The organism is Rhodococcus sp. P4_F3_2 (assembly GCF_056401335.1).
Window position 1 is genome coordinate 188487 of sequence record NZ_JBFUJN010000006.1, and the last position, 21067, is coordinate 209553.

Sequence of the window (21067 nt, forward strand, 5' to 3'; positions counted from 1 at the left end):
GCCAACTACTATCGCAATTCGGCCAACGCAATACATATGGCCTGTTCACGACAAGTATTGGCACCGGTGTGACTTCTGACTACCGCCCACGATCCCTAGCGTGGACCCAGTGCCTTCGACACCACTTCTTTCGGCCGAGACAAACGGTCCCCCAACCGGCCCGGCGATCACGCCGCGCCAGGTAATCACACGCGCGATCGCTTCCGAAGGTCGCGGAGCCAAGTTGGCGGCGGCGTCCGTCGGCTTCACCGGCCACCAGGTCGCGGAAGCGTTGGTGCCGGTGGTGATCGGTGCGGTGATCGACCGTGCTGTCGCGACCAGCGATGCCGCCGCACTCGGAAAGTGGATCCTCGTTCTCGGAATTCTCTTCACCGGCTTGTTGCTCAGTTGGCGCTTCGCGGCACGCATCTCCGATTCCGTCACCGAGCACGGTGCACATCGCTTGCGGATGGACATCGCGCGCCGAGGCCTCGATCCGCACGGCATGTCGCCGCGGCGCATGCCTGGCGAGGTCTATTCGATCGCGACGTCCGACGCGGGTTCGGTGGCCGGATTCACCCACACGCTGAGCACCAAGCTCGCCGCGGCTTGCGGAGTACTGACCGCAGCGATCTCGCTGCTGGTGATTTCGGTGCCACTCGGCCTGCTCGTCATTCTCGGTACGCCCCCGGTGCTGGCTCTCATGCAGGTGGTCAGTCGACCGCTCGAACGCCGAGCCGAGACCGATCAATGGCAGGGCGCCAAGGCCGGTGCCCTGGCCGCAGATCTACTTTCCGGACTTCGAATCCTCTCCGGCATCGGCGCCGGAGATGCTGCAGCGCAGCGGTATCGGGGAGCCAGCCGGACTTCGTTGGAAGCAACCCTTCGCGCACAGAGATACCAAGCGATGTACTCCGCCGCCAATGTTGCGATCGCCGGCGCTTTCCTCGCCGTCATCGCGTACGTGGGTGGACGGATGGCAGCGTCCGGGAGCATCTCGGTCGGTGAATTCGTTGCCGTGGTTGGTCTGGCACAGTTCCTTCGCGGTCCGTTGATCGACATCATCTACTTCGGCGCCGGCCTGGCACGGGCGCGTGCTTCCGCCAACCGCGTCGCAGCACTTCTCGGGACCACCGAGGCTGTGACTCCCGCGGGTGAACCTGTGCCCCTGAATCACTCGGAGTTCCTGACGCTGCGTGACGTCGTGTTGGCCGGAGCATCACCAGTCGATCTCGACGTCAAACGCGGCGAGATCATCGGCATCGTCACCGAGAATGCAGCTTGGGCGGATGCGTTGGTCGACGCACTGGCGCGTCGAATCGAGCCTTCGAGCGGAACAATTCATCTCGGCGACAACGCCATTCACGAGCTGCACATCGACGAACTTCGCACTCACGTTCTGGCAGCACCGCACGACGCGACACTGTTCATCGGCACAGTCGGCGACAACATCGACGCCCTCGCACCGATCGGTCGCCGCAACGACGAGGCCATCGCCGCTGCCGCCGCAGATCAAGTGATCTCGGCACTGCCGCTCGGCCTCGCCACCCGAGTCACCGAGCAAGGGAATTCTTTGTCCGGCGGACAGCGTCAGCGCATCGCGTTGGCGAGGGCACTGGCGAGCGAAGCGCCCGTCCTGGTGCTGCACGATCCCACCACTGCCGTCGACTCCGTCACCGAAGCGCGCATTGCTCGCGGGATCGCCGAGGTACGCGGGGCGCACGCCACAATACTTCTGACCAGCAGCCCCGTGCTGCTCGATATCTGCGATCGGGTGATCGAGCTGTGAACGAACTACTCCCCACCGCAACACCGAAACAAGCGCGCCGCGCGGCACTTCGGTTGATGGGACCCCACCGGATCTCCGCGATCGCAGCAGTCGTCACCCTGACCGCCGCGACCGCGATAGGTCTGCTCACACCGCTGGTCCTCGGCGCCATGGTCGACGCCGTGACCGACGGAGACGGCGACGCTGTCTCTCGCATCGGCACACTGACTCTCGCGTTGGTCGGCATCGCGGTTACCTCGTCCCTTCTCGTCGGAGTGAGCAACTACCTGCTTGCCGGTGTCGGTGAACGTGTTGTCGCCGACCTGCGCGAAGAAGTTGTCGTCCGGGTTCTCGATCTTCCCCAGAGCGACGTCGAACGCGCCGGGCGCGGAGACCTGGTCTCCCGCATCACCGGCGACGTGCGGTTGGTGACTCGGGCCGTATCCGAAGCCCTTCCGGTTTTTGCCACCGCGGCACTGACCATCGTGTTGACGCTGATCGGATTGGGTAGCCTCGATTGGCGATTGGCTGTCGCCGCGGTGATCGCGGCACCCATCCAGATCCAGGCGCTGCGCTGGTACCTCTCGAGGTCGGCACCGGTCTACCGCGAGGAGAGGGAGGCAGAAGGTGCACGTGCGCAACAGCTCCTGGACTCGCTGAGCAACTCCGACACCGTCGGATCGCTTCGCCTGGCCCAGCCACATCTCGAACAGATCGAATCTCGATCGATGGCCGCCGTCCGCCTGAGCTTGTTGACCACGCGTCTACGCACCAGGTTCTTCGGCCGGCTCAACATCGCGGAGTTCATCGGCCTGTCCGCTGTGCTGATCACCGGCTTCTGGCTGGTGAAGGACGGTCAGATCAGCATCGGTGCCGCCACCGCCGCAGCCCTGTTCTTCCACCGCCTCTTCGATCCGGTGGGCGCGGTTCTCAGCGTGTTCGACGAATTGCAGGAAGGCACAATCGCRTTGGCTCGCCTGGTCGGAGTCACCCTTGCGCCCCTGCCATCCGCACCGACCGATCCGCAGGAACCTGTCGACAGCTCGGCGTCTTTGGAACGCGTCACCTTCTCGTACCGAAGCGGCGACGCTCCTGTTCTGCGAGACATCCACATCACCCTTCCGGCAGGAACCGTCACGGCGCTGGTGGGCGCTACCGGAGCCGGAAAATCGACAGTCGCAAAACTGGTCGCGGGGACCTACGAACCGACCGAAGGCGTCGTGAAGATCGGGACGGTGCCCCGGAACGAACTGCCACCGTCGACCTCTCGGAGCGCGGTGGCCCTCGTGACTCAGGAGGTCCACGTCTTTGCCGGCACGTTGGCCGAGGATCTGCGGCTGGCCGACCCGTCGGCAACCGACAGCGACATCATCGCAGCGCTCGATACCGTCGGCGCCTCCGATTGGCTGCGGGCACTCCCGGACGGACTCGAAACCGTCGTCGGAGACGGTGGACACCGGCTGACCGCAACACAGGCCCAACAACTTGCGTTGGCAAGAATCGAATTACTGGATCCGCCGCTGCTGATTCTCGACGAGGCGACCGCCGAAGCGGGCAGCGCCGGAGCCAAGGTCCTCGACGATGCCGCTCTCGCCCTGACCCGGGGTCGCACTGCTGTCACAGTGGCACACCGACTCTCACAGGCCGTCGACGCCGATCAGATCCTGGTGATGGACGACGGCCGCGTCGTCGAGCACGGCTCTCACGACGAGTTGGTCAACCTCGGGGGTCGGTACGCGGAACTGTGGGAAGCGTGGTCCGCGCCGCGGCGTTGACCGCGACGGTTGCACCGGGCACTTCCGCCCGGTGCAACCCAACTCAAGCGTGCAGGAGATACGGCACCGATTCGGGAGCCACGCTCCCCTTGTTCATCATGCTGCCGGGTGTCCGGCCGGTGACCCGGCGGAACACTGCGACAAAAGCACTCGGAGTTTCGTATCCGACCCGCCTACTGACAACCGAAACCGGCACGCCAGCAGCCAGGTACGTCAGTGCTGCGCGGACACGAACCTGAATTCGCCACTGTGCAAAGGTCATTCCCGTGCCCTGAGCGAATACACGCGTCAGCGTACGGACGCTACCGCCGGCCGTCAGCGCCCATTCGGACAGCGACCGCTGGTCTGCCGGATTGGCGACCAACGCTTCGGCGACGAACAACGCTCGCGGATCGGTCGGCATCGGAACCTCCACCGCAGCAACTTCGAGCGGCTGCAACATGTCGAAGGCCACCCGCTCGGCGCGACTGCGCGCCTCGTCGGGCATGTTCCGCCGATGCATGTGCAGGAGTACCTCACGCAGGAGAGCGCTGACACCGAACAAGCCCGGAACACCCGACGGCGCGGCGTGCGCCTCAGGCCGGAAGTACGTGCAGAAGAACTCGGTACCTGGGCCCGCCTTCACGGCATGCAACGCCCCGGCAGGCAGCCACAGTCCGGCCGAAGGCGGCACCTCCCAGGTGATGCCGTCAGCGACAACCGTGAGCATTCCACCGGAGTTTCCCCAGATCAGCTCATGTTCAGGATGACGATGCGGGGCCCACTGCCGCTGATGAGAGAGCTTCAGAGTCACCGTTGTCATCGAGTAGGGGTGATCGATGGAACGCGGCCCCACGGGCACCGAAATTCTCTCTGCCACAGCTGTCATGAAGACGAGTATAGGACTTTCGTTAGGCATACCTAAATAGGAACCCGAAAATTGTTGACTGTGACCCCGGAGTTACACATACCGGGGTCCCCGATATCGTGACTGCAACTCCCGGCTACGGGTCGGCAACGAGAGGTACATGATGGTTGACGCATCACGAATCCCGGTCATCGTCGGCGTCGGCGATCTGCGCTGGAATCCTGCCGACGGGCACCGCGAACCTCTTGACTTGATTCACGACGCCACCGTCGCCGCGTTGAACGACAGTGGACACGCTGAACTGGGAACACAGATCGATTCCGTGTTCGCGATCAAGACAGTCAGCTGGTCGTACGACGATCTCCCCGGGCTGCTTGCCTCACGATTAGGCGCGACCCCCACTGTCACCTCTACCTCGCCGATCGGTGGCCACTGGCCGGCGGCACTCCTCGATCGGATCGGCGCGGCCATCGCTCGCGGTGAATCCTCGGCTGCTCTGCTCGTGGGCGGCGAATCGCACGCCAGCAGCACCGCGCTGCGAAAGTCCGGAGTCGCTCCCGACTCGATCGGGTGGACCGCTGCGCCCGGTGGGCCTCCCGGATTCGATCCGGCCGACCTGGGAAGCCCTGAAATGCAGCGCGCCGGTTTCATCGTGCCGACGCGCGTCTACCCGCTCTTCGAGAACTGTTTCAGTGCTGCCGAGGGCCACGGCGCCCGCGAATCGCTCGCCTGGTCCGCGAAGATGTACGCCGCCTTCTCGGAACTGGCATCGAAGAATCCAGCCTCCTGGACGTCGGAGATCCGATCGGCAGACGAGATCGGCACCGTCGGACCTGGCAATCGGATGGTCTCCGAGCCGTACCCGCTGATGCTCAACGCCATGCCCTTCGTCAATCAGGCTGCGGCCGTTGTCGTCTGCTCGTTGTCGACCGCCCGCGAGTTCGGGATCGATGAAAGCAAACTGGTGTACCTCTGGGGCGGCGCTGGTGCGAGTGATCCGTTGGACATCCTCAGCCGCAACAGCTTCGACAGCTCGGCCGCGATGCATGACGCCGTACATCGCACACTCGATGGTGCCGGAGTCGGCGCCGACGTACTCGACATCGTAGATGCCTACAGCTGCTTCCCGATCGTGCCCAAGCTGTTGATCCGCGAACTCGGACTTCCCGATACTGCGATCCCAAGCGTCACCGGAGGTCACTCGTTCTTCGGCGGACCGCTCAACAGCTACACCCTGCATTCCGTCGCTGAAGTCACCAGGCGAATTCGCGACGGCGCGAACCTTGCCCTCGTCCACGCCAACGGTGGATTCCTCACATACCAGCACTGCGTACTGCTGTCGGCCGCCGCTCATGCCGACGGGTACGTCGGTGACCCCGACGCACGTGCTTTGACCGCGGAAGCTCCGGAACTGATCACCGATTACCAGGGCACTGCGGAAATCGTCACTGCCTCTGTCGAATACGGTCGCACTGGCGAACCTGAGATCGGGTTCGTGATTGCAACAACGCCGGACGGCGGCCGCGTCGCCGGTCACACCGGTCCCGAGAATGCCGCCGAACTGACCCAGCTTCGCGGTGACAACCCGGCGGCGATCGGGCGGACCGTTCATATCAGCGACGAGAACGGGAAGCTCACGCTCACGTTCTGACGGTCGACAGCCGTGAGCACCGGGGCATGTTTGTGCCCCGGCGCTCACGTCTTCAGTTGTCGCGATTCACGCCGCGGTGGGCGGACTGTTCCCGCCGATCGGATGCTGGTGCGGATCAACCGACATCGGTGGGTAGAACACCGACTTCCGATCCGGGCCGATCTCCACCCGCCACTCCGTATGATGCAACGTCCGATGATGATGACCGCACAACAAGATCAGATTGTCGAGATCCGTTGGACCACCATCATTCCAGTGAACAATATGATGAGCATCGCACCACCCCGACGGCGTCCCACACCCCGGAAACGCACACCCACCATCACGAACCGCCAACGCCCGCCGCTGCGGCACCGTCGCCGTTCTCGCTTCCTTACCGCAGTCGAGCGGAACACCATTCTCATCCAGGAGGATCCGGGTGACGGTGCAGTCGCACGCCAACATCCGGGCAGTGTCGATACTGATCGGACCCACCCAATCCGTCCACGCRAACCCGAGTTCCTCAGTGGACGGCAGGAGGTCTTTCAAAGCTTGCAGGTCCGTCATGTCTTTCGCGCTGGCGGTGACCGTGATGTGTGGTTTCACTCCGCCTTCGATCGGGCCCAACCCCGCTCGCTCGTACCGGCGCAACAACTCGCAAAACCCGTCCGCACGCCGTAATGCCGGAGTACGCGTGTCCTTCACGCCGTCCTTCTCCGGCGTCGGAGCGGACAGACTCGACAACAAGGTGATCAGACGCGCCCCGTTCACAGCATCCAAGTCGCCCTTCACAGTTACTCTGCCGTACAGGCCTTTCGAGGCGTAGAACTCGTTACGCTCCGAATCCTCGCCGACCGGAACACCGTCCTCGCGTTTTCCGTACTGCTTCTCGATCCGCCGAATCGCCGCCCGCACCGCATCACAATCCGCGATGTTCTTCGACGCCAACCCCAACAAGATCCCGCGRGCCTTGTCCACATCCGCCAGGGTCATGTTCTTCGGTGGATGCTGACAAAACGACGCCACCTGACGCGCTTTCAACGCATCCACRTCACCACGRTGAAACGCATCGCCCACAACRGGTTCGAGCATCAACAACCGCGCCAACCCGACCAGCAGACTGCACTCACCGATCTCCAGATTCGTCGAACCATGCAACCACTGCGCGATCGCCCGAAAACCCTTCCCACCGAGCACCTCCCGGGAAAACATCTCCACGATCAGCAACACCAACCGCGACTGCAACTCGTGCCGGGCACGCACCAGATCCAGAACCTCACCCTTGAGGCCCTCACCATCCAGCTGCCATGCTTCCCGACTATCCATACCGAAAGTTTAATCGAACATATTTTCGATAGCCAGAGACAAAGCGGACAACTTCGGGAACATGAAGACTCGAGACCTGTTGAAGTACATCAACATTCACCTAGTCGTCCAATATCACGCGATAGAAGACATACCCCGCAAAACACACAATCGCAACAACACACAGCACGAGCAGGATGTCGAAGAAGACGGGCCGGATTGGGTTTCGGGCCTGGTCGATGAGAGGCGTCGAAGACGAGGCAGGCGTGCCACACGGCAGCGCACGGCACTACTTCGCAAATCAACGTGGACTGATAGTCGAGGTGGTGCGACACCTTCTGGACGGCGATCTTCCTCGCCCAGGCGAGACACCGAAGCAACAAGTGTCCCGGTGGCTGGGGCCTGAATCCGGCCGCACCCGGGCGCGTTACGAACTGATCATCGCGTCATTCCACGATCCCGACCTCGCAGTGGAACTGGTGCGTGGTCGGGATCGGTTTGTCGACATCTTGGTCGAACGCGGCATGACCTCGTCCGATGCAACGGAGTTGGTCGCAGCACTGGACGGGGTCGTTCTGGACGCACTGCTACGCGAGCAAGCACCGGAGAGCGTGGATCCAGAGCGAATCTTCAAGAAATTCGGAGCGAAGTTCCCCTAGCCGTCCAGCTCGGCGAACAGCTCCATCCACTGCTCCTCGGCGGCTTCCTTGTCCGCGATGACCTGCTTGAGTTCAGCCCCGAGCTTCTGCAGCTTGTCCGGGTCGGTGGCTGCGTCGGCGAGGGAAGCGTGCAGCTTCTTCTCGCGGTCGTCGAACTTCGCAATTGACCGCTCGAGCTTCGAAAGCTCCTTGCGTGCAGCGCGATCCGCGGCACCGTCGCGGACCTGCTTGCTCTTCGACGCACCACTCGCCGTCGAGGCCACCGACGGGTTGTCGCCGTCCCCCATCGCTGCGCGTCGACGCAGGTAGTCCTCGATACCACCCGGCAGGTTGGTGAGCTTGCGATCACCGAAGAGAGCCCAGGTGGTGTCACAGATGCGCTCGATCAGGTACCGGTCGTGCGAGATGACCACCATGGTGCCCGCCCAGCCGTCGAGCAGATCCTCGAGTTGCTGAAGCGTGTCGATGTCGAGATCGTTGGTGGGCTCGTCGAGAAGCAGAACGTTGGGCTCGGCCATGAGGACACGCGTCAACTGCAGACGGCGGCGCTCACCACCGGACAGATCGCCGACGGGGGTGCGCTGACGCGCCGGTGTGAAGCCCAGCCGCTCAGCCAGCTGACCGGCTGATACTTCCTTGTCCCCCAGCGTGATTCGCTCGGCTACGTCCTTGACCGCGTCGAGTACACGCATGTCGGTCGGCAGATCGTCGAGTTCCTGCTTGAGCCAACCGATGTGGACGGTCTGCCCCTGAATGCGCTTGCCTGCTGCCGGCTCGAGTTCACCGGCCAGCGTCCGCAGCAGAGTCGTCTTGCCCGAGCCGTTGACACCGACCAGGCCYACACGCTCCCCCGGAGCGAGCCGCCAGGTCAGATCCTCGACGAGTACGCGGCCGTCCGGGGTCTCCAGACGCGCGTCTTCGAGTTCGATGACAACCTTGCCGAGTCGACGCTGGGCGAAGGACGCAAGTGCCACCGCGTCACGAGGTGCCGGAACGTCAGCGATCAAGGCCTCCGCGGCCTCGATGCGGTACTTCGGCTTCGATGTACGGGCCGGCGCACCGCGGCGCAGCCATGCGAGTTCCTTGCGCGCAAGGTTGCGTCGACGCTCTTCGGAAGCGTCGGCCTGACGCGAACGCTCGGCGCGGGCGAACACCCAGTCGTTGTAGCCACCCTCGTAGCTTTCGACGCCGCCACCGACAACCTCCCAGGTGCGGGTGGCGACGGTGTCGAGGAACCAGCGATCGTGGGTCACGACGACAAGCGCGCTGCGACGCGAGACGAGGTGCTCGGCCAACCACTGAACACCTTCGACGTCTAGGTGGTTGGTCGGCTCGTCGAGCACCAGCAGATCGAGGTCCTGAACCAGAGCCGCAGCGAGAGCCACGCGGCGACGCTCACCGCCGGACAAGCCGTCGACCTTGGCGTCCAATGCGGACCGCTCGCCGCCGGCGCCCAAGTTGTCGATGCCGATACCCGAGAGCACCGAACGAATGCGCGCGTCGCCGGCCCACTCGTGCTGAGCCACTCCGAGCGGCCCCAGGACCACTTCACCGACCGTGGAGCCGGGAGGCAACACACCGCGCTGCGTCACGACGGCCATGCGCAATCCGCCGACGCGGCTCACGCGTCCCGAATCCGGCTGCTCCACACCCGCGAGGACTTCGAGCATGGTCGTCTTGCCGCCACCGTTGAGGCCGACGACACCGATGCGCTCGCCTTCCTCCACGCCCAGGGAGACCCCGTCGAGCAACGGCTTGACGCCGAAAGACTTCGACACGTTTTCCAGATTGATCAGATTCGCCATCAGTGCTGTCCCTTTGCCGCATTGTCGAGTATTCGTGCTCCGGGAACGGGTCCGCTCGCCACGCGAACGGTGCGGCACACCCCCGCTCCCGCAAGTTCTGCGCTCACTTCCACCGCGGACTGTGCGTCGGCGCAGAGAAAGGCGCACGTCGGTCCGGAGCCGGAGACGATGCCGGCCAAAGCTCCGGCTTCGACACCCGCTCGCAGCGTCCGTCGTAGATCCGGGTTGAGTGAGAGTGCTGCCGCCTGCAGATCGTTTCCGAGCAGCGGGGCGAGCACATGAGGGTCACCGGTGGTGAGCGCGTGAATCAACTCGTCAGCGTTACCCAATCGATTCGGTGTGCCTTCGGCGCGAAGCTTGTCGAGTTCCCGGAAGACAACCGGCGTGCTCAAGCCTCCCTTGGCCAGCGCCAACACCCAGTGAAAGGTGCGGCGCGTCAAGACGGGGACAAGTTGTTCACCGCGACCGGTCCCGAGGGCAGTGCCACCGTGCAGCGAGAACGGAACGTCACTCCCGAGACGTGCCGCGAAGGCGTCGAGATCAGGCCGCGAGAAGTCGAGTTTCCACAACGAATTGAGCGCAACCAACGCGGCTGCCGCGTCGGCGCTCCCGCCGGCCATACCGCCTGCGACGGGAATGCCCTTCTCGATGACGATCTCGACATTCGAAGCCACGCCACCCTCGGCCGCCAGCATCTCGGCGGCACGCCACACGAGATTGGTGCGATCGGTCGGTACGGCCGCGGCGTCGTCGCCGATCACCCGCACGGTCAAGGTGTCCGCAGGCGCCACCGTGACGGTGTCTGCCAGCGACAATGCCTGAAAAACGGTCGTCAGTTCGTGATAGCCGTCGTCTCGCAGGTCCCCGACGGCAAGGTGGAGATTCACCTTGGACGGGGCCCGGACAACTACGGGGCGAGGAACGACGGAGAGCACAAGGAACAACAATAGGCGCTGCGAACACCTGGGCGAAAACCTGCGACCGCCGCACCCCATCCGACAGCAAGCACACCCACGCTATTTCACCGCGCGCACGCCTATCCCCAGGCCGACCACAGCCACGCTGACGGCAGCGAAGATTCCTGCCAGAACGCTGCCCGACGCGAAGTCACCGGCAAAGAGTGCCCGCTCGGCGTCTACGACGTAGCCGAGYGGATTGATATTCACGAGGACCTTCATCCAACCTGGTGCGTCGTCGAGCGGAAGCATGGTTCCCGACAGGATCAGGAGCGGGAACATCAGCGTCTGCTGAACGACCCAGAACATCCAATCCTGCTCCCGCACAGCCAGAGCGAGAGCGTACGAGAGCGCACCGAGTCCGACGCCGAACACTCCCAGCAGGACGATTCCGAGCGCAGCGCCCGCTGCATTGACGTCCAATCCGAGCGGTAGCGCAACAAGGATGATCAGAATCGCCTGCGCGGCAAGCGGAACCATCTCCTTGCATGCTCTCCCGATCAACAACGACGAGCGTCTGAGCGGAGTCACCAACATTCGCTCGTGGGATCCCTGCTGCATCTCCATCAAAAGGTTGGAACCGGTCATCGTCGTGCCGAAGATCGCGATCATCACCAATACACCGGGGATGAACCAATTCCATACGCCGTCGCCGGTTCCCGGGACCCCTTTGAGCAGAGGCCCGAACAGGGCCAACAGGATCAGCGGCTGGATGAGGCTGAAGATGACGCTGACCGGGTCACGCAACATCGGCCGCAGTTCACGGCCCATCACGATCGCGCTGTCTCGAACAATGTTGCCGTGCGCGCTACGTGGGGTATCGAGTGTGATTGTCATGGCGGATTCCTGTTCGTCGTAGTTCTTCGTCGTAGTTCTAGGAAGCAACCGCGGCGGCGCTCTCGCGCAGGCTGCGGCCGGTGAGAGTGAGGAAAACGTCGTCGAGAGTCGGCCTGGTGATGTCGGCAGTGACTGCGCGGGCGCCGCGGGCATCGGCTTCACGCAGCAATACCGGAAGCGTCGAATCACCCTCGCCGGCACGGATACTCACCGAGCTTGCCTCGACCGTGACCTCACGCACAGTGACAAGTTGCTCGGCCACCGACGCCGCGATGGCGGCCGCTTCGGCGTTGTCGAACGTGAGCAACAAATGATCTCCGGCAAGATCGGCCTTGAGTGCGGCAGCGGTGTTGTCCGCGATGACAGTGCCTTCGTCGATGACGATGACCCGCTCTGCCATCGAATCCGCTTCTTCGAGGTAGTGCGTGGTCAGCACGATCGTGGTGCCCATCTCGCGCCGCAACCGCAGGATGTGGTCCCAGAGGTTGGCTCGACTTTGCGGGTCCATGCCCGTGGTCGGCTCGTCGAGGAACAGGAGCGGTGGGCGATGGACCAGGCCCAGAGCGATATCGAGCCGCCGTCGCTGCCCGCCGGACAGCGTACTGACCTTTCGAGTACCCAACTCGGTGAGTTCGAGATCACGCAGCAATTCGTCGGCCCGGACCTGCGAGTCGCCCTTGGGCATTCCGTAGCACAACCCCTGCGTCACCAACTCGTCGCGAACCCGCTGGTTGTGGCCGGCTCCGTTCCCCTGTCCGACGTATCCGAGGCTGGAGCGCACCTCGTTTCGTGCCGCAGCGATGTCGAATCCTGCGATCCGCGCAGTACCGGAAGTGGGCTCGAGCAAGGTGGTCAGCATGCGCAACGTCGTCGATTTTCCGGCACCGTTCGGCCCAAGCAAGGCAACCAACTCGCCCTCCGCTACGTCGAGAGTGACGCCCTTGACTGCTTCCACGAGTTTCTTGCCCTGGGCGAAGTGCTTGGTGAGCGCCTCCGTCTCGATCATCGGTCTGCCGTTGTTGATGCGACTCATGATGTGCCCCAATTTCTTCTCGACTGGTCGGATGTGGACCAACCTAAATTCAATTGAGGACGCATTGGGTCCTAAATGTTTGGCAGACTTCTTGCCATGAAGGAGACATCGGCTCGCCTACTGCGGTTGCTGTCACTGCTCCAGACACGTCGAGACTGGTCCGGTGCCGAACTCGCAGACAAGCTCGCGATCACCCCGCGCACAGTCAGACGTGACGTGGACCGCCTCCGCGATCTCGGCTACCCAGTCGACGCGACGGTCGGCGTCGGCGGTGGATATCGCCTGGGAGCGGGCGCGGAGATGCCCCCGCTACAGCTCGATGACGAAGAAGTGCTCGCGGTGGCGCTCTCTTTGCAGTCCGGAGCGACCGGCTCTGTGGTCGGCATCGGCGAGGCTTCGATGCGCGCGCTGGCGAAGCTGCGGCAGATCATGCCGTCGAGGCTGCGACACCGTCTGGAGTCGCTGTCGATCGACGTCGTGCCACGCGAGCCCGCCGCGAGCGCAGTCGATGCGTCGGTACTGTCCGCCATCGCGTCCGTATGCCACAACCACGAGCGTTTGAGATTCGACTACCGCACTCACGACGGCACCCAGAGCCGACGCGAGGTGGAACCGTACAGGCTCGTACGGTCGGGTGTTCGGTGGTATCTGGTGGCTTGGGATCTATCTCGCGAAGACTGGCGGTCGTTCCGCGTCGACCGGATGGAACCCAAGATTCCCACCGGTCCGCGGTTCACGCCGCGGGAACTACCGGCCGGTGGCGCGGCAGACTTCGTTTCGCGCGGCGTCGCCCGGGCTTATTCCTCCACGCGCGCAACAGTTCTACTGCATGCACCCATCGAGCAGATAGCACCAATGGTCAATGAGCAGTGGGGATCAGTGGAGTCCACCGACGAAGGGCGTTGCGTCATTGTGCTTTCGGGCACTTCCCTACGGTCGATCGCAATGTGGCTCAGGGCTTTCGACGTCGATTTCACCGTTGTGAATCCACCCGAACTCCGCGAGGAATGCCGCACGATCGCAGCCGAAACGGCCGTCGCCGCTCAGCGTTATCTCGATGCGTGAGAGCACTTTTCACCCAAAATGCAACAAGACCCCAACTCCGAAGAGTTGGGGTCTTGTCAGTACGTCATGCGTCGGTTGCCCGACTCACATGGACGTCTTAGACGATGGTAACGCCGGTGGCCTGCGGGCCCTTGTTGCCCTGACCGATCTCGAACGCCACGCGCTGGTTCTCCTCGAGAGTGCGGAAGCCGCCACTCTGGATCTCGGAGTAGTGAACGAAGACGTCAGCACTGCCGTCTTCGGGAGCGATGAAGCCGAACCCCTTCTCGGAGTTGAACCACTTCACGATGCCCTCTGCCATGTAAATCTCCTCTAACACAGTGTCAACAGGCAGTCGCTTCGACCGCCCGGGTCACTTACTACGACCGTTCTGAGACAAATCCGTGGAGGATGTCCAAACGCTCGCAACCTAACCATTTGCGAGCGTGGAAACACAAACACAAACACTTACGACCAACACAAGTAGACCACACATCCGCCCTGTTGTCTTCCCTGAGGCCTTCGTCACTGCCCAACCCGTTGACAGGCATACCCCCTGGGGGTACCTTCAGTCCCAGGGAGATACCTACACCGGGTATCCGTAAAATGAGTTTTACACAAGCGAAGGGATCTGCGATGACCACCGCCGAATACACCGTTTCCGGAATGACCTGCGGACACTGCGTCGGATCCGTCAAGGAAGAGATCGGCAACATCGCGGGCGTAACCGCGGTGGATGTCGATTTGGCGAGCGGACGCGTCGTTGTCACCAGCGATGCCCCCGTCTCCGCAGCCGACGTCGTCGCAGCAGTCGACGAAGCCGGCTACGCAGTCGTACCAAGCTGAGTCAGCCGTGCGCACCTCGACAACACTTGCCACCTACGCCGTAGGGTTGGCCGCCGTCTTCGGCGCCGCCCTCGGCGTGGGGGCCGCAATCGGAAGCCCGATAGACATGTCCACTACCCAGCACAGCACCCACGAATCAACCGCTGAATCGATGCCAGGCATGGATTCGGCGACACCCGCAGGGCTCGAAGTCTCTTCCGGCGGATACACACTCACCGACGTGACCGCACCCGGTCGAGCTGGGGAGCCGGGAACCTTGACCTTCCGGATTCTCGACAGCACCAACAAGCCCGTCGTCGATTTCGACCTCCTGCACGAGAAGAAGCTCCACCTCATCGTCGTCCGAAACGACACCAGCGAATTCCGCCACGTACATCCTTCTCTCGCCGCAGACGGCACCTGGTCGATCGACTGGACCTGGCCCGTCGCCGGCACCTACCGAGTCTTCGCGGACTTCGATCCCACCGACGGCACCCAACTGACACTCGGCCGAAACTTCGACGTGGCAGGCGAATTCACTCCTGCGCCGCTGCCCGCGAAGAGCGCGACCGCAACCGTCGACGGATACACCGTGACTCTCGACGGTGATCTGACCACTGCCGGCGGCCCGATCACGCTGAGCGTTGCTCGCGACGGAGCCCCGGTCACCGATCTCGATCCGTACCTCGGTGCCTACGGTCATCTTGTTGCGCTTCGCACCGGCGACCTCGCCTACCTGCACGTTCACCCCGAGGGTGAACCGGGCGACGGCGTCACTTCTCCCGGTCCTGACGTTTCCTTCCACGCACAGGCGCCGAGCGAAGGCACATACCGACTGTTCCTCGACTTCCAGCACGAGGGCGTGGTTCGCACCGCCGAATTCACTGTTGATGCAGGCACTTCCGCAGCTTCAGTTCCAGACAATCACGAGGGAGGGCACTGATGACGTCACCGACTGCGGTCGACAATGCTGCCAACTCGAGCAGCGTCGAACTCGCGATCACCGGAATGACCTGCGCCTCCTGCGCGTCACGAATCGAGAAGAAGCTCAACAAGATCGACGGCGTCACAGCCACCGTCAACTACGCGACGGAAAAAGCCAAGGTCACCTTCCCGGACGGGGTACCCGTCGAAGATTTGGTCACCGCCGTCGAGAATGCCGGTTACGCTGCCGCGCTCCCGAAACCGCCCAGCGCGCCAGACACCGTCGACCCGGATGCGGAAACCCCGCAGGATCGTGATCTGCGCGAGCTTCGTACCCGCCTGATCATCTCGACTCTGCTCTCCGTGCCGGTCATCGCGATGGCGATGATTCCTGCGTTGCAGTTCGACAACTGGCAGTGGCTCTCCCTCACGCTGGCCGCACCGGTCATCGTGTGGGCGGCCCTTCCCTTCCACCGGGCTGCCTGGGTCAACCTGCGTCACGGCGCCGCAACGATGGACACGCTCATCTCGCTGGGCACCATCGCAGCGTTCGTCTGGTCGCTGTATGCACTGTTCTTCGGCACCGCGGGCGAAGCGGGAATGAAACACGCGTTCAGACTGACGGTCGACCGGATGGACGGCAGCGCCAACATCTACCTCGAGGTTGCCGCGGGCGTCATCACGTTCGTGCTCGCCGGACGCTACTTCGAGCACAAGTCCAAGCGCACGTCCGGCGCCGCACTACGCGCGCTCATGGAACTCGGTGCAAAAGACGTCGCGGTACTGCGAAACGGCGTCGAAGTACGAATCCCCGCCGAAGAACTGGCAGCGGGCGACTCCTTCATCGTTCGGCCCGGCGAGAAAATCGCCACCGACGGCATCATCACCGAAGGCCGCTCAGCCGTCGACATGAGCATGTTGACCGGCGAATCCGTCCCGGAGGAGGTCGGTGTCGGAGACACCGTCGTCGGGGCCACCGTCAATGTCGGTGGAACCTTGACCGTCGAGGCCACCCGAGTCGGGAGCGACACCCAACTCGCCCAGATGGCGGCACTGGTCGAAGACGCCCAGAACGGCAAGGCCGAAGTTCAGCGCCTCGCCGATCGAATCGCCGGCATCTTCGTACCGGTCGTCATCGCGATTGCCGTTGCGACACTGGGCTACTGGCTCGGTACCGGCAACCCCATCGAGATGGCATTCACCGCTGCGGTCGCCGTCCTGATCATCGCGTGCCCCTGTGCTCTCGGATTGGCAACGCCCACAGCTCTGTTGGTGGGCACGGGCCGCGGAGCCCAGATGGGAATCCTCATCAAGGGACCCGAGGTGCTCGAATCGACGCGCGCAGTCGACACCGTCGTGCTCGACAAGACGGGAACCGTCACCACCGGTCAGATGACATTGCTGGACACCGTGGTGGGCGAAGGAACAACCGTCGACGAGGTCCTTCGGCTGGCCGGTGCACTCGAACATCGCTCCGAGCACCCCATCGCCGCTGCGATCGCGAAGGGTGCGACCGACGCAGTGGGCGAATTGCCTGCGGTCGAGGATTTCGTGAACGTCGCCGGTCGCGGCGTGCAGGGAATGGTCGAGGGTCATGCCGTTGTTGCCGGCCGAGACGCGCTGCTCGCCGACTGGTCGATGCCGTTGCCGGAAAATCTCCGTGACGCGAAAGCTGAAGCAGAGAAGGCCGGGCGCACCGCAATCGCGGTGGGCTGGGACGGCAAGGCGCACGGCGTCCTCGTGATCGCCGACGCGGTCAAGGACACGAGCGCCGAAGCAATCGCGCAGTTGAAGGCACTCGGCCTCGAACCGGTTCTGCTGACCGGTGACAACGCCACCGTTGCCCGCACCGTGGCGGATCAGGTCGGGATCAGCACCGTCTTCGCCGAGGTCATGCCGGCGGACAAGGTCGACGCCGTCAAGAAGCTGCAGGCGGAAGGACGCGTCGTAGCCATGGTCGGCGACGGCGTGAACGACGCGGCGGCCCTGGCTCAGGCCGATCTCGGTCTGGCGATGGGCACGGGCACCGACGTTGCAATCGAGGCCAGCGACATCACCCTGGTTCGAGGTGACCTGCGGTCGGCAGCCGATGCAATTCGACTGTCCCGCAAGACGCTGAAGACCATCAAGGGCAACCTGTTCTGGGCGTTCGCCTACAACACGGCTGCGATCCCGCTGGCTGCGGCCGGCCTGCTCAACCCGATGCTCGCTGGTGCCGCAATGGCATTCAGCAGTGTGTTCGTGGTGAGCAACAGCCTGAGGTTGCGGCGGTTCAAGTAAGGGGGCAAGCCCTGTGCGCGGTTAAGGAGTCCCTGCACTCCTTAACCGCGCACGGGGCTATTCGCCTCCAGCCAGCCGAACGAAGGCTGCTGCGTCGAGCATCTCGCCACGCGTCTGTGGCTCGATGCCGGCAGCGAGGAGCCGTCGCTCGGCCTCGGCAGGCGAACCTGCCCACCCGCTGAGCGCGGCACGCAAAGTCTTGCGGCGCTGCGCGAATGCGGCGTCGATGGCAGCAAAGACCTGCTTGCGGTGTTTCTCGTCCATCGGCCACGGCGGCTCCGCGTACCGGTCGATACGAACCAGACCTGATTCCACCTTCGGCACCGGCCAGAACACGTTGCGTCCGACGGCACCGGCGCGGCGAACCTCGCCGAAGAAGTTGGCCTTGACGCTGGGAACGCCGTAGATCTTGCTTCCCGGATCAGCCGCCAGGCGATCGGCAACCTCGGCTTGCACCATCACGAGTGCGGTCCGCAGACTCGGGAGCGATGCGAACAGATGCAACAGCACCGGCACCGCCACGTTGTACGGCAGGTTCGCAACCAGTGCGGTCGGCTCGCCGGGAATCTGTGAAGGCAGCACACGCATCGCGTCCGCTTCGACGACGGTCAGTCGATCGGCAAGCTCCGGCGCTCGCTCGGCGACCGTCTTGGGAAGGCGAGCCGCAAGGTTGGGATCGATCTCGACCGCGATCACACGATCGACGACGTCCATCAGCGCCATCGTCAGCGAACCGAGACCCGGCCCCACCTCGAGAACGACATCGTCACGAGTGACGCCTGCCGTGGTGACGATGCGTCGCACGGTATTGGCGTCGTGAACGAAGTTCTGCCCCAACTGTTTCGTGGGCCGGACACCGAATTCCTCGGCAAGAGCGCGCACCTCGACCGGACCGAGCAGGGCTGCCTGCCCGCGCGGAGTAGCGATGGGTTCGTTCGATTGTTCGGCGTCTGACACCAGTAGAACTTATCCCAGTCCGAGGCGACCCGAGCACGACGGCCATGCGCCCCAGCCCTGAGTGCGCTGCGTTTGCGTCGCGATCGCGATCTGCTCCTCACGGGTTGCGAGGTCGGCGCGAGGCGCATACTTCAACCCGCCCTGCCGTTCCCACGTGTTCTGGTCGAACTGCACGCCGCCGTAGAAACCGTTGCCGGTGTTGATAGCCCAGTTGCCGGTGGCCTCGCACTGCGCGAGCGCGTCCCACGTCGAACCGTTCTCCACGGGCGGCACCTCGGTGCCCGGCTTCGTTCCCACGCGCACGACCTTCGGCTGCGCCGGTGTGGTGATCGTCTCCGATACCTGTGTACGTCCGGCCTCGACACCGTTGACGAGATTCACGGCGAACGTCACGTCACGCACGCCGGGAACGCCCGGATTCTCGACGATCGTGCGACTCTGGTTCATCGTCGGATCCTCGATGCGCTGATCCGGCGGATCGAGCGGCAAGGTCTCGACCTTGTTCTCGGTGCGGTTGCGCGTCACCGTGACCTCGAGGCCCTCGGTCAGCGGAGCGTCGGCGGCGGGAACCACCGTGTCCGACTGCTCGAGCGGAGTGCCGTTGGCCGTAAGGAACTCGCCCACCGTCGGTGCCGCGATACGCACGTCGGCCGCCGCGTTTGCGCCGTCGACCAGTTTTGCGACGACCGGTGTCAAGACGTCGAGCGCGGCGCCGTCGAGCGGGAGACGCTGCGAGCGCGACGCCGACACGTGCACATCCGCTGAGACATCCAACTGCTTGAGCGCGTCGTCGACGGTCAAGGCGGTGGTCCAGAGCTTCTGCGGCTGACCGTCGACCGTCAGCGTGATCTCACGAGCACGACGGAGCACCACGGTGTCGCCGTCGGACAGCGACGCGTCGGCCGCCGGAGCAACCGCGTCCTTGTCACCGATCGGGTAACCCGCGTCCTCGAGAGCGCCGTCGACGTTGGTCGATATGGTGCTCAGGCGAATCTGCTCACCGTCGACGTCGAGGGTGATGGTCTTGTGCCGGACGACGGCCAGAACGCCACCCACGAGAACCGTCAGGAGAAGAGCGGCGATCGCCGAGTACAACAACGGCGACCTGGTCGAGTTGATCTTGGCGAACGGTGACATGGGTTCCTGAGTTCTGTGTGGAGTGTGGGCGCGTCAGCGCAGGCCCAATTTGCTGGTGCAGGACGGCCACGCACCCCAGCCCTGACCGGCGCGGACCTTCTCGCCGATCGCGATCTGCTGTTCACGTGATGCGAGGTCGGCCCGCGCTGCGTACTGACCGCCGCCGAATGCTTCCCAGGTGCTCTGGGTGAACTGAAGTCCTCCGTAGAAACCGTTGCCGGTGTTGATGGCCCAGTTTCCGGTCGCCTCGCACTGAGCAATGGAGTCCCACGTCGACGCGTTGGACACAGCGGGCGCGGACGTCTGCTTGGTTCCGACCTTCACCACTGCTGCGACCGGTTCCTTGATCACGGTCGCGGACAGTTCGGTTCGCCCAGCCTCGACGCCGTTGACGGTCTTGACCTCGACGGTGGCCGTGCGCTCGCCGGCAACACCCGGGTTTTCGACGACGGTCTTGTCCTTCTCGAGCTCGGGATCTTCGACCTTGTTCTCGGGCGGCGCGATCGGCTGCGTCTCGACGCGAGTGTCCGTGCGGTCGCGGGTGACCTGGATGGTCAGGCCGTTGGTAACGGGTGTGTCAGCGGTGGGAACCACCGAGTCGGCCTGCTCGAGCGGCGCATTCTTGGCCGCGAGAAGATCACCGACGGTTACGGCGGCGAGCTTGATCTCGGCCGCCGGAGCACCACCGTCGCTGACGCTGACGGTCTTCGGGCTGACGACGTCGAGCTCGGTGCGTTCGAGGGGCAGACGATGCGAGCGCGAAGCCGAGACTGCGAAGTCGTCGGAAACATCTACCTGCTTCAGTGCCTCGTCGACCGTCAATGCCGTGGTCCAGATGGTCGTCGGCTGACCGTCCACGGTCAGCGCCAACTCACGGGCACGGCGCAGTACGACGGTATCGCCGTCGGACAGCGAGGAATCGGCGCTCGGAGCGAGCGCGTCCTTGGGATCGACCGGGTATCCGGCGTCCTCGAGAGCGGTACCGACGCTGCTCGACATCGTGGACAGCGAAATCATGTCGCCGTCGACGTCGAGGGTGATCGTCTTGTGCCGAACCACGGCGAGCGCACCTCCGACGATGAGCGTCAGAAGCAACGCACCCACCACTGAATAGAGAAGTGGTGACTTCGTGGAGTTGATCTTGGCAAAAGGCGACACAGGAAATCCCAAGGCAGACGACGTTCGATCACAATACGGTAACGACCGAGCGTTGTATCGGCAACCAAATCACAACGAAATGCGACTTTTGTCACGGAACGGCAACGGCGTGTCGTGTGTTCTGCACTTTCCGGCTCCGATACCCGTG

At 63.7% G+C, this 21067-nt stretch carries 18 protein-coding genes; 8 read left to right on the forward strand and 10 right to left on the reverse strand.

Features of this window, described 5'->3' with window-relative positions; all coding sequences use genetic code 11:
- Nucleotides 1–109: 109 nt before the first annotated feature.
- Nucleotides 110–1768: an ABC transporter ATP-binding protein gene (locus tag AC1DWA_RS09280; RefSeq protein ID WP_477846233.1), complete on the forward strand. Its 1659-nt coding sequence runs from the start codon at nt 110–112 to the stop codon at nt 1766–1768.
- On the forward strand, nt 1765–3522 hold the full coding sequence (locus AC1DWA_RS09285) for an ABC transporter ATP-binding protein (RefSeq protein WP_477846234.1): 1758 nt from the start codon (nt 1765–1767) through the stop codon (nt 3520–3522). Before AC1DWA_RS09280 ends, AC1DWA_RS09285 begins: the two co-directional genes overlap by 4 nt.
- A 43-nt stretch (nt 3523–3565) precedes the next feature.
- Here AC1DWA_RS09285 and AC1DWA_RS09290 read toward each other — a convergent pair whose 3' ends face one another.
- Nucleotides 3566–4390: a helix-turn-helix domain-containing protein gene (locus tag AC1DWA_RS09290; RefSeq protein ID WP_003946247.1), complete on the reverse strand. Its 825-nt coding sequence runs from the start codon at nt 4388–4390 to the stop codon at nt 3566–3568.
- Between the two features lie 139 nt (nt 4391–4529).
- Between AC1DWA_RS09290 and AC1DWA_RS09295 the strand changes: the two genes are divergently transcribed.
- The gene (locus AC1DWA_RS09295) at nt 4530–6020 is read left to right on the forward strand and encodes an acetyl-CoA acetyltransferase (RefSeq protein WP_070795925.1); all 1491 of its coding nucleotides are present in this window, start codon (nt 4530–4532) and stop codon (nt 6018–6020) included.
- A gap of 66 nt (nt 6021–6086) precedes the next feature.
- Here AC1DWA_RS09295 and AC1DWA_RS09300 read toward each other — a convergent pair whose 3' ends face one another.
- Nucleotides 6087–7325, reverse strand: a complete 1239-nt coding sequence (locus tag AC1DWA_RS09300; protein WP_477846235.1) for an HNH endonuclease signature motif containing protein — start codon at nt 7323–7325, stop codon at nt 6087–6089.
- A 176-nt stretch (nt 7326–7501) separates the two neighbouring features.
- On the opposite strand from AC1DWA_RS09300, the gene AC1DWA_RS09305 reads away from it, so the two are divergent.
- A complete protein-coding gene (locus tag AC1DWA_RS09305; RefSeq protein WP_070795922.1) occupies nt 7502–7963 on the forward strand; it encodes a TetR/AcrR family transcriptional regulator in 462 nt (153 codons plus the stop codon).
- Here AC1DWA_RS09305 and AC1DWA_RS09310 read toward each other — a convergent pair.
- The 4 genes from AC1DWA_RS09310 to AC1DWA_RS09325 form a co-directional block, all read right to left on the reverse strand.
- Nucleotides 7960–9768: an ABC-F family ATP-binding cassette domain-containing protein gene (locus AC1DWA_RS09310; RefSeq protein WP_003946255.1), complete on the reverse strand. Its 1809-nt coding sequence runs from the start codon at nt 9766–9768 to the stop codon at nt 7960–7962. The genes AC1DWA_RS09305 and AC1DWA_RS09310 overlap by 4 nt on opposite strands.
- Complete coding sequence (locus AC1DWA_RS09315; RefSeq protein WP_047888461.1) at nt 9768–10703, reverse strand: 4-(cytidine 5'-diphospho)-2-C-methyl-D-erythritol kinase; 936 nt, start codon at nt 10701–10703, stop codon at nt 9768–9770. The genes AC1DWA_RS09310 and AC1DWA_RS09315 overlap by 1 nt, the downstream gene beginning before the upstream one ends.
- Before the next feature lie 81 nt (nt 10704–10784).
- The gene (locus tag AC1DWA_RS09320) at nt 10785–11561 is read right to left on the reverse strand and encodes an ABC transporter permease (RefSeq protein ID WP_019744694.1); all 777 of its coding nucleotides are present in this window, start codon (nt 11559–11561) and stop codon (nt 10785–10787) included.
- Nucleotides 11562–11598: 37 nt separating this feature from the next.
- Entirely contained in the window at nt 11599–12594 is a 996-nt protein-coding gene (locus AC1DWA_RS09325) for an ABC transporter ATP-binding protein (RefSeq protein ID WP_019744695.1), read from the reverse strand.
- Nucleotides 12595–12690: 96 nt separating this feature from the next.
- Here AC1DWA_RS09325 and AC1DWA_RS09330 point away from each other — a divergent pair, with 96 nt between their 5' ends.
- Entirely contained in the window at nt 12691–13659 is a 969-nt protein-coding gene (locus AC1DWA_RS09330) for a helix-turn-helix transcriptional regulator (RefSeq protein ID WP_477846236.1), read from the forward strand.
- Between the two features lie 97 nt (nt 13660–13756).
- On the opposite strand, the gene AC1DWA_RS09335 is transcribed toward AC1DWA_RS09330, so the two are convergent.
- A complete protein-coding gene (locus AC1DWA_RS09335) occupies nt 13757–13960 on the reverse strand; it encodes a cold-shock protein (protein WP_003946232.1) in 204 nt (67 codons plus the stop codon).
- A gap of 314 nt (nt 13961–14274) precedes the next feature.
- Between AC1DWA_RS09335 and AC1DWA_RS09340 the strand changes: the two genes are divergently transcribed.
- The 3 genes from AC1DWA_RS09340 to AC1DWA_RS09350 are packed head-to-tail and all read left to right on the forward strand — an operon-like array spanning nt 14275 to nt 17667.
- Nucleotides 14275–14484: a heavy-metal-associated domain-containing protein gene (locus AC1DWA_RS09340; protein WP_084325303.1), complete on the forward strand. Its 210-nt coding sequence runs from the start codon at nt 14275–14277 to the stop codon at nt 14482–14484.
- Nucleotides 14485–14491: 7 nt separating this feature from the next.
- Complete coding sequence (locus AC1DWA_RS09345) at nt 14492–15406, forward strand: hypothetical protein (protein ID WP_080909181.1); 915 nt, start codon at nt 14492–14494, stop codon at nt 15404–15406.
- Nucleotides 15406–17667, forward strand: a complete 2262-nt coding sequence (locus AC1DWA_RS09350; protein WP_477846237.1) for a heavy metal translocating P-type ATPase — start codon at nt 15406–15408, stop codon at nt 17665–17667. The genes AC1DWA_RS09345 and AC1DWA_RS09350 overlap by 1 nt, the downstream gene beginning before the upstream one ends.
- Before the next feature lie 57 nt (nt 17668–17724).
- Here AC1DWA_RS09350 and rsmA read toward each other — a convergent pair whose 3' ends face one another.
- From rsmA to AC1DWA_RS09365, 3 genes are read right to left on the reverse strand one after another with little or no spacing between them, the layout of a single operon-like run.
- On the reverse strand, nt 17725–18624 hold the full coding sequence (rsmA, locus tag AC1DWA_RS09355) for a 16S rRNA (adenine(1518)-N(6)/adenine(1519)-N(6))-dimethyltransferase RsmA (RefSeq protein ID WP_003946263.1): 900 nt from the start codon (nt 18622–18624) through the stop codon (nt 17725–17727).
- A 9-nt stretch (nt 18625–18633) separates the two neighbouring features.
- Nucleotides 18634–19761 carry a transglycosylase family protein gene (locus AC1DWA_RS09360; RefSeq protein ID WP_477846238.1) on the reverse strand — a complete coding sequence of 376 codons (1128 nt, stop codon included), beginning with the start codon at nt 19759–19761 and terminating at the stop codon, nt 18634–18636.
- A gap of 33 nt (nt 19762–19794) precedes the next feature.
- On the reverse strand, nt 19795–20919 hold the full coding sequence (locus AC1DWA_RS09365) for a resuscitation-promoting factor (RefSeq protein WP_019744700.1): 1125 nt from the start codon (nt 20917–20919) through the stop codon (nt 19795–19797).
- Between the last annotated feature and the right edge of the window lie 148 nt (nt 20920–21067).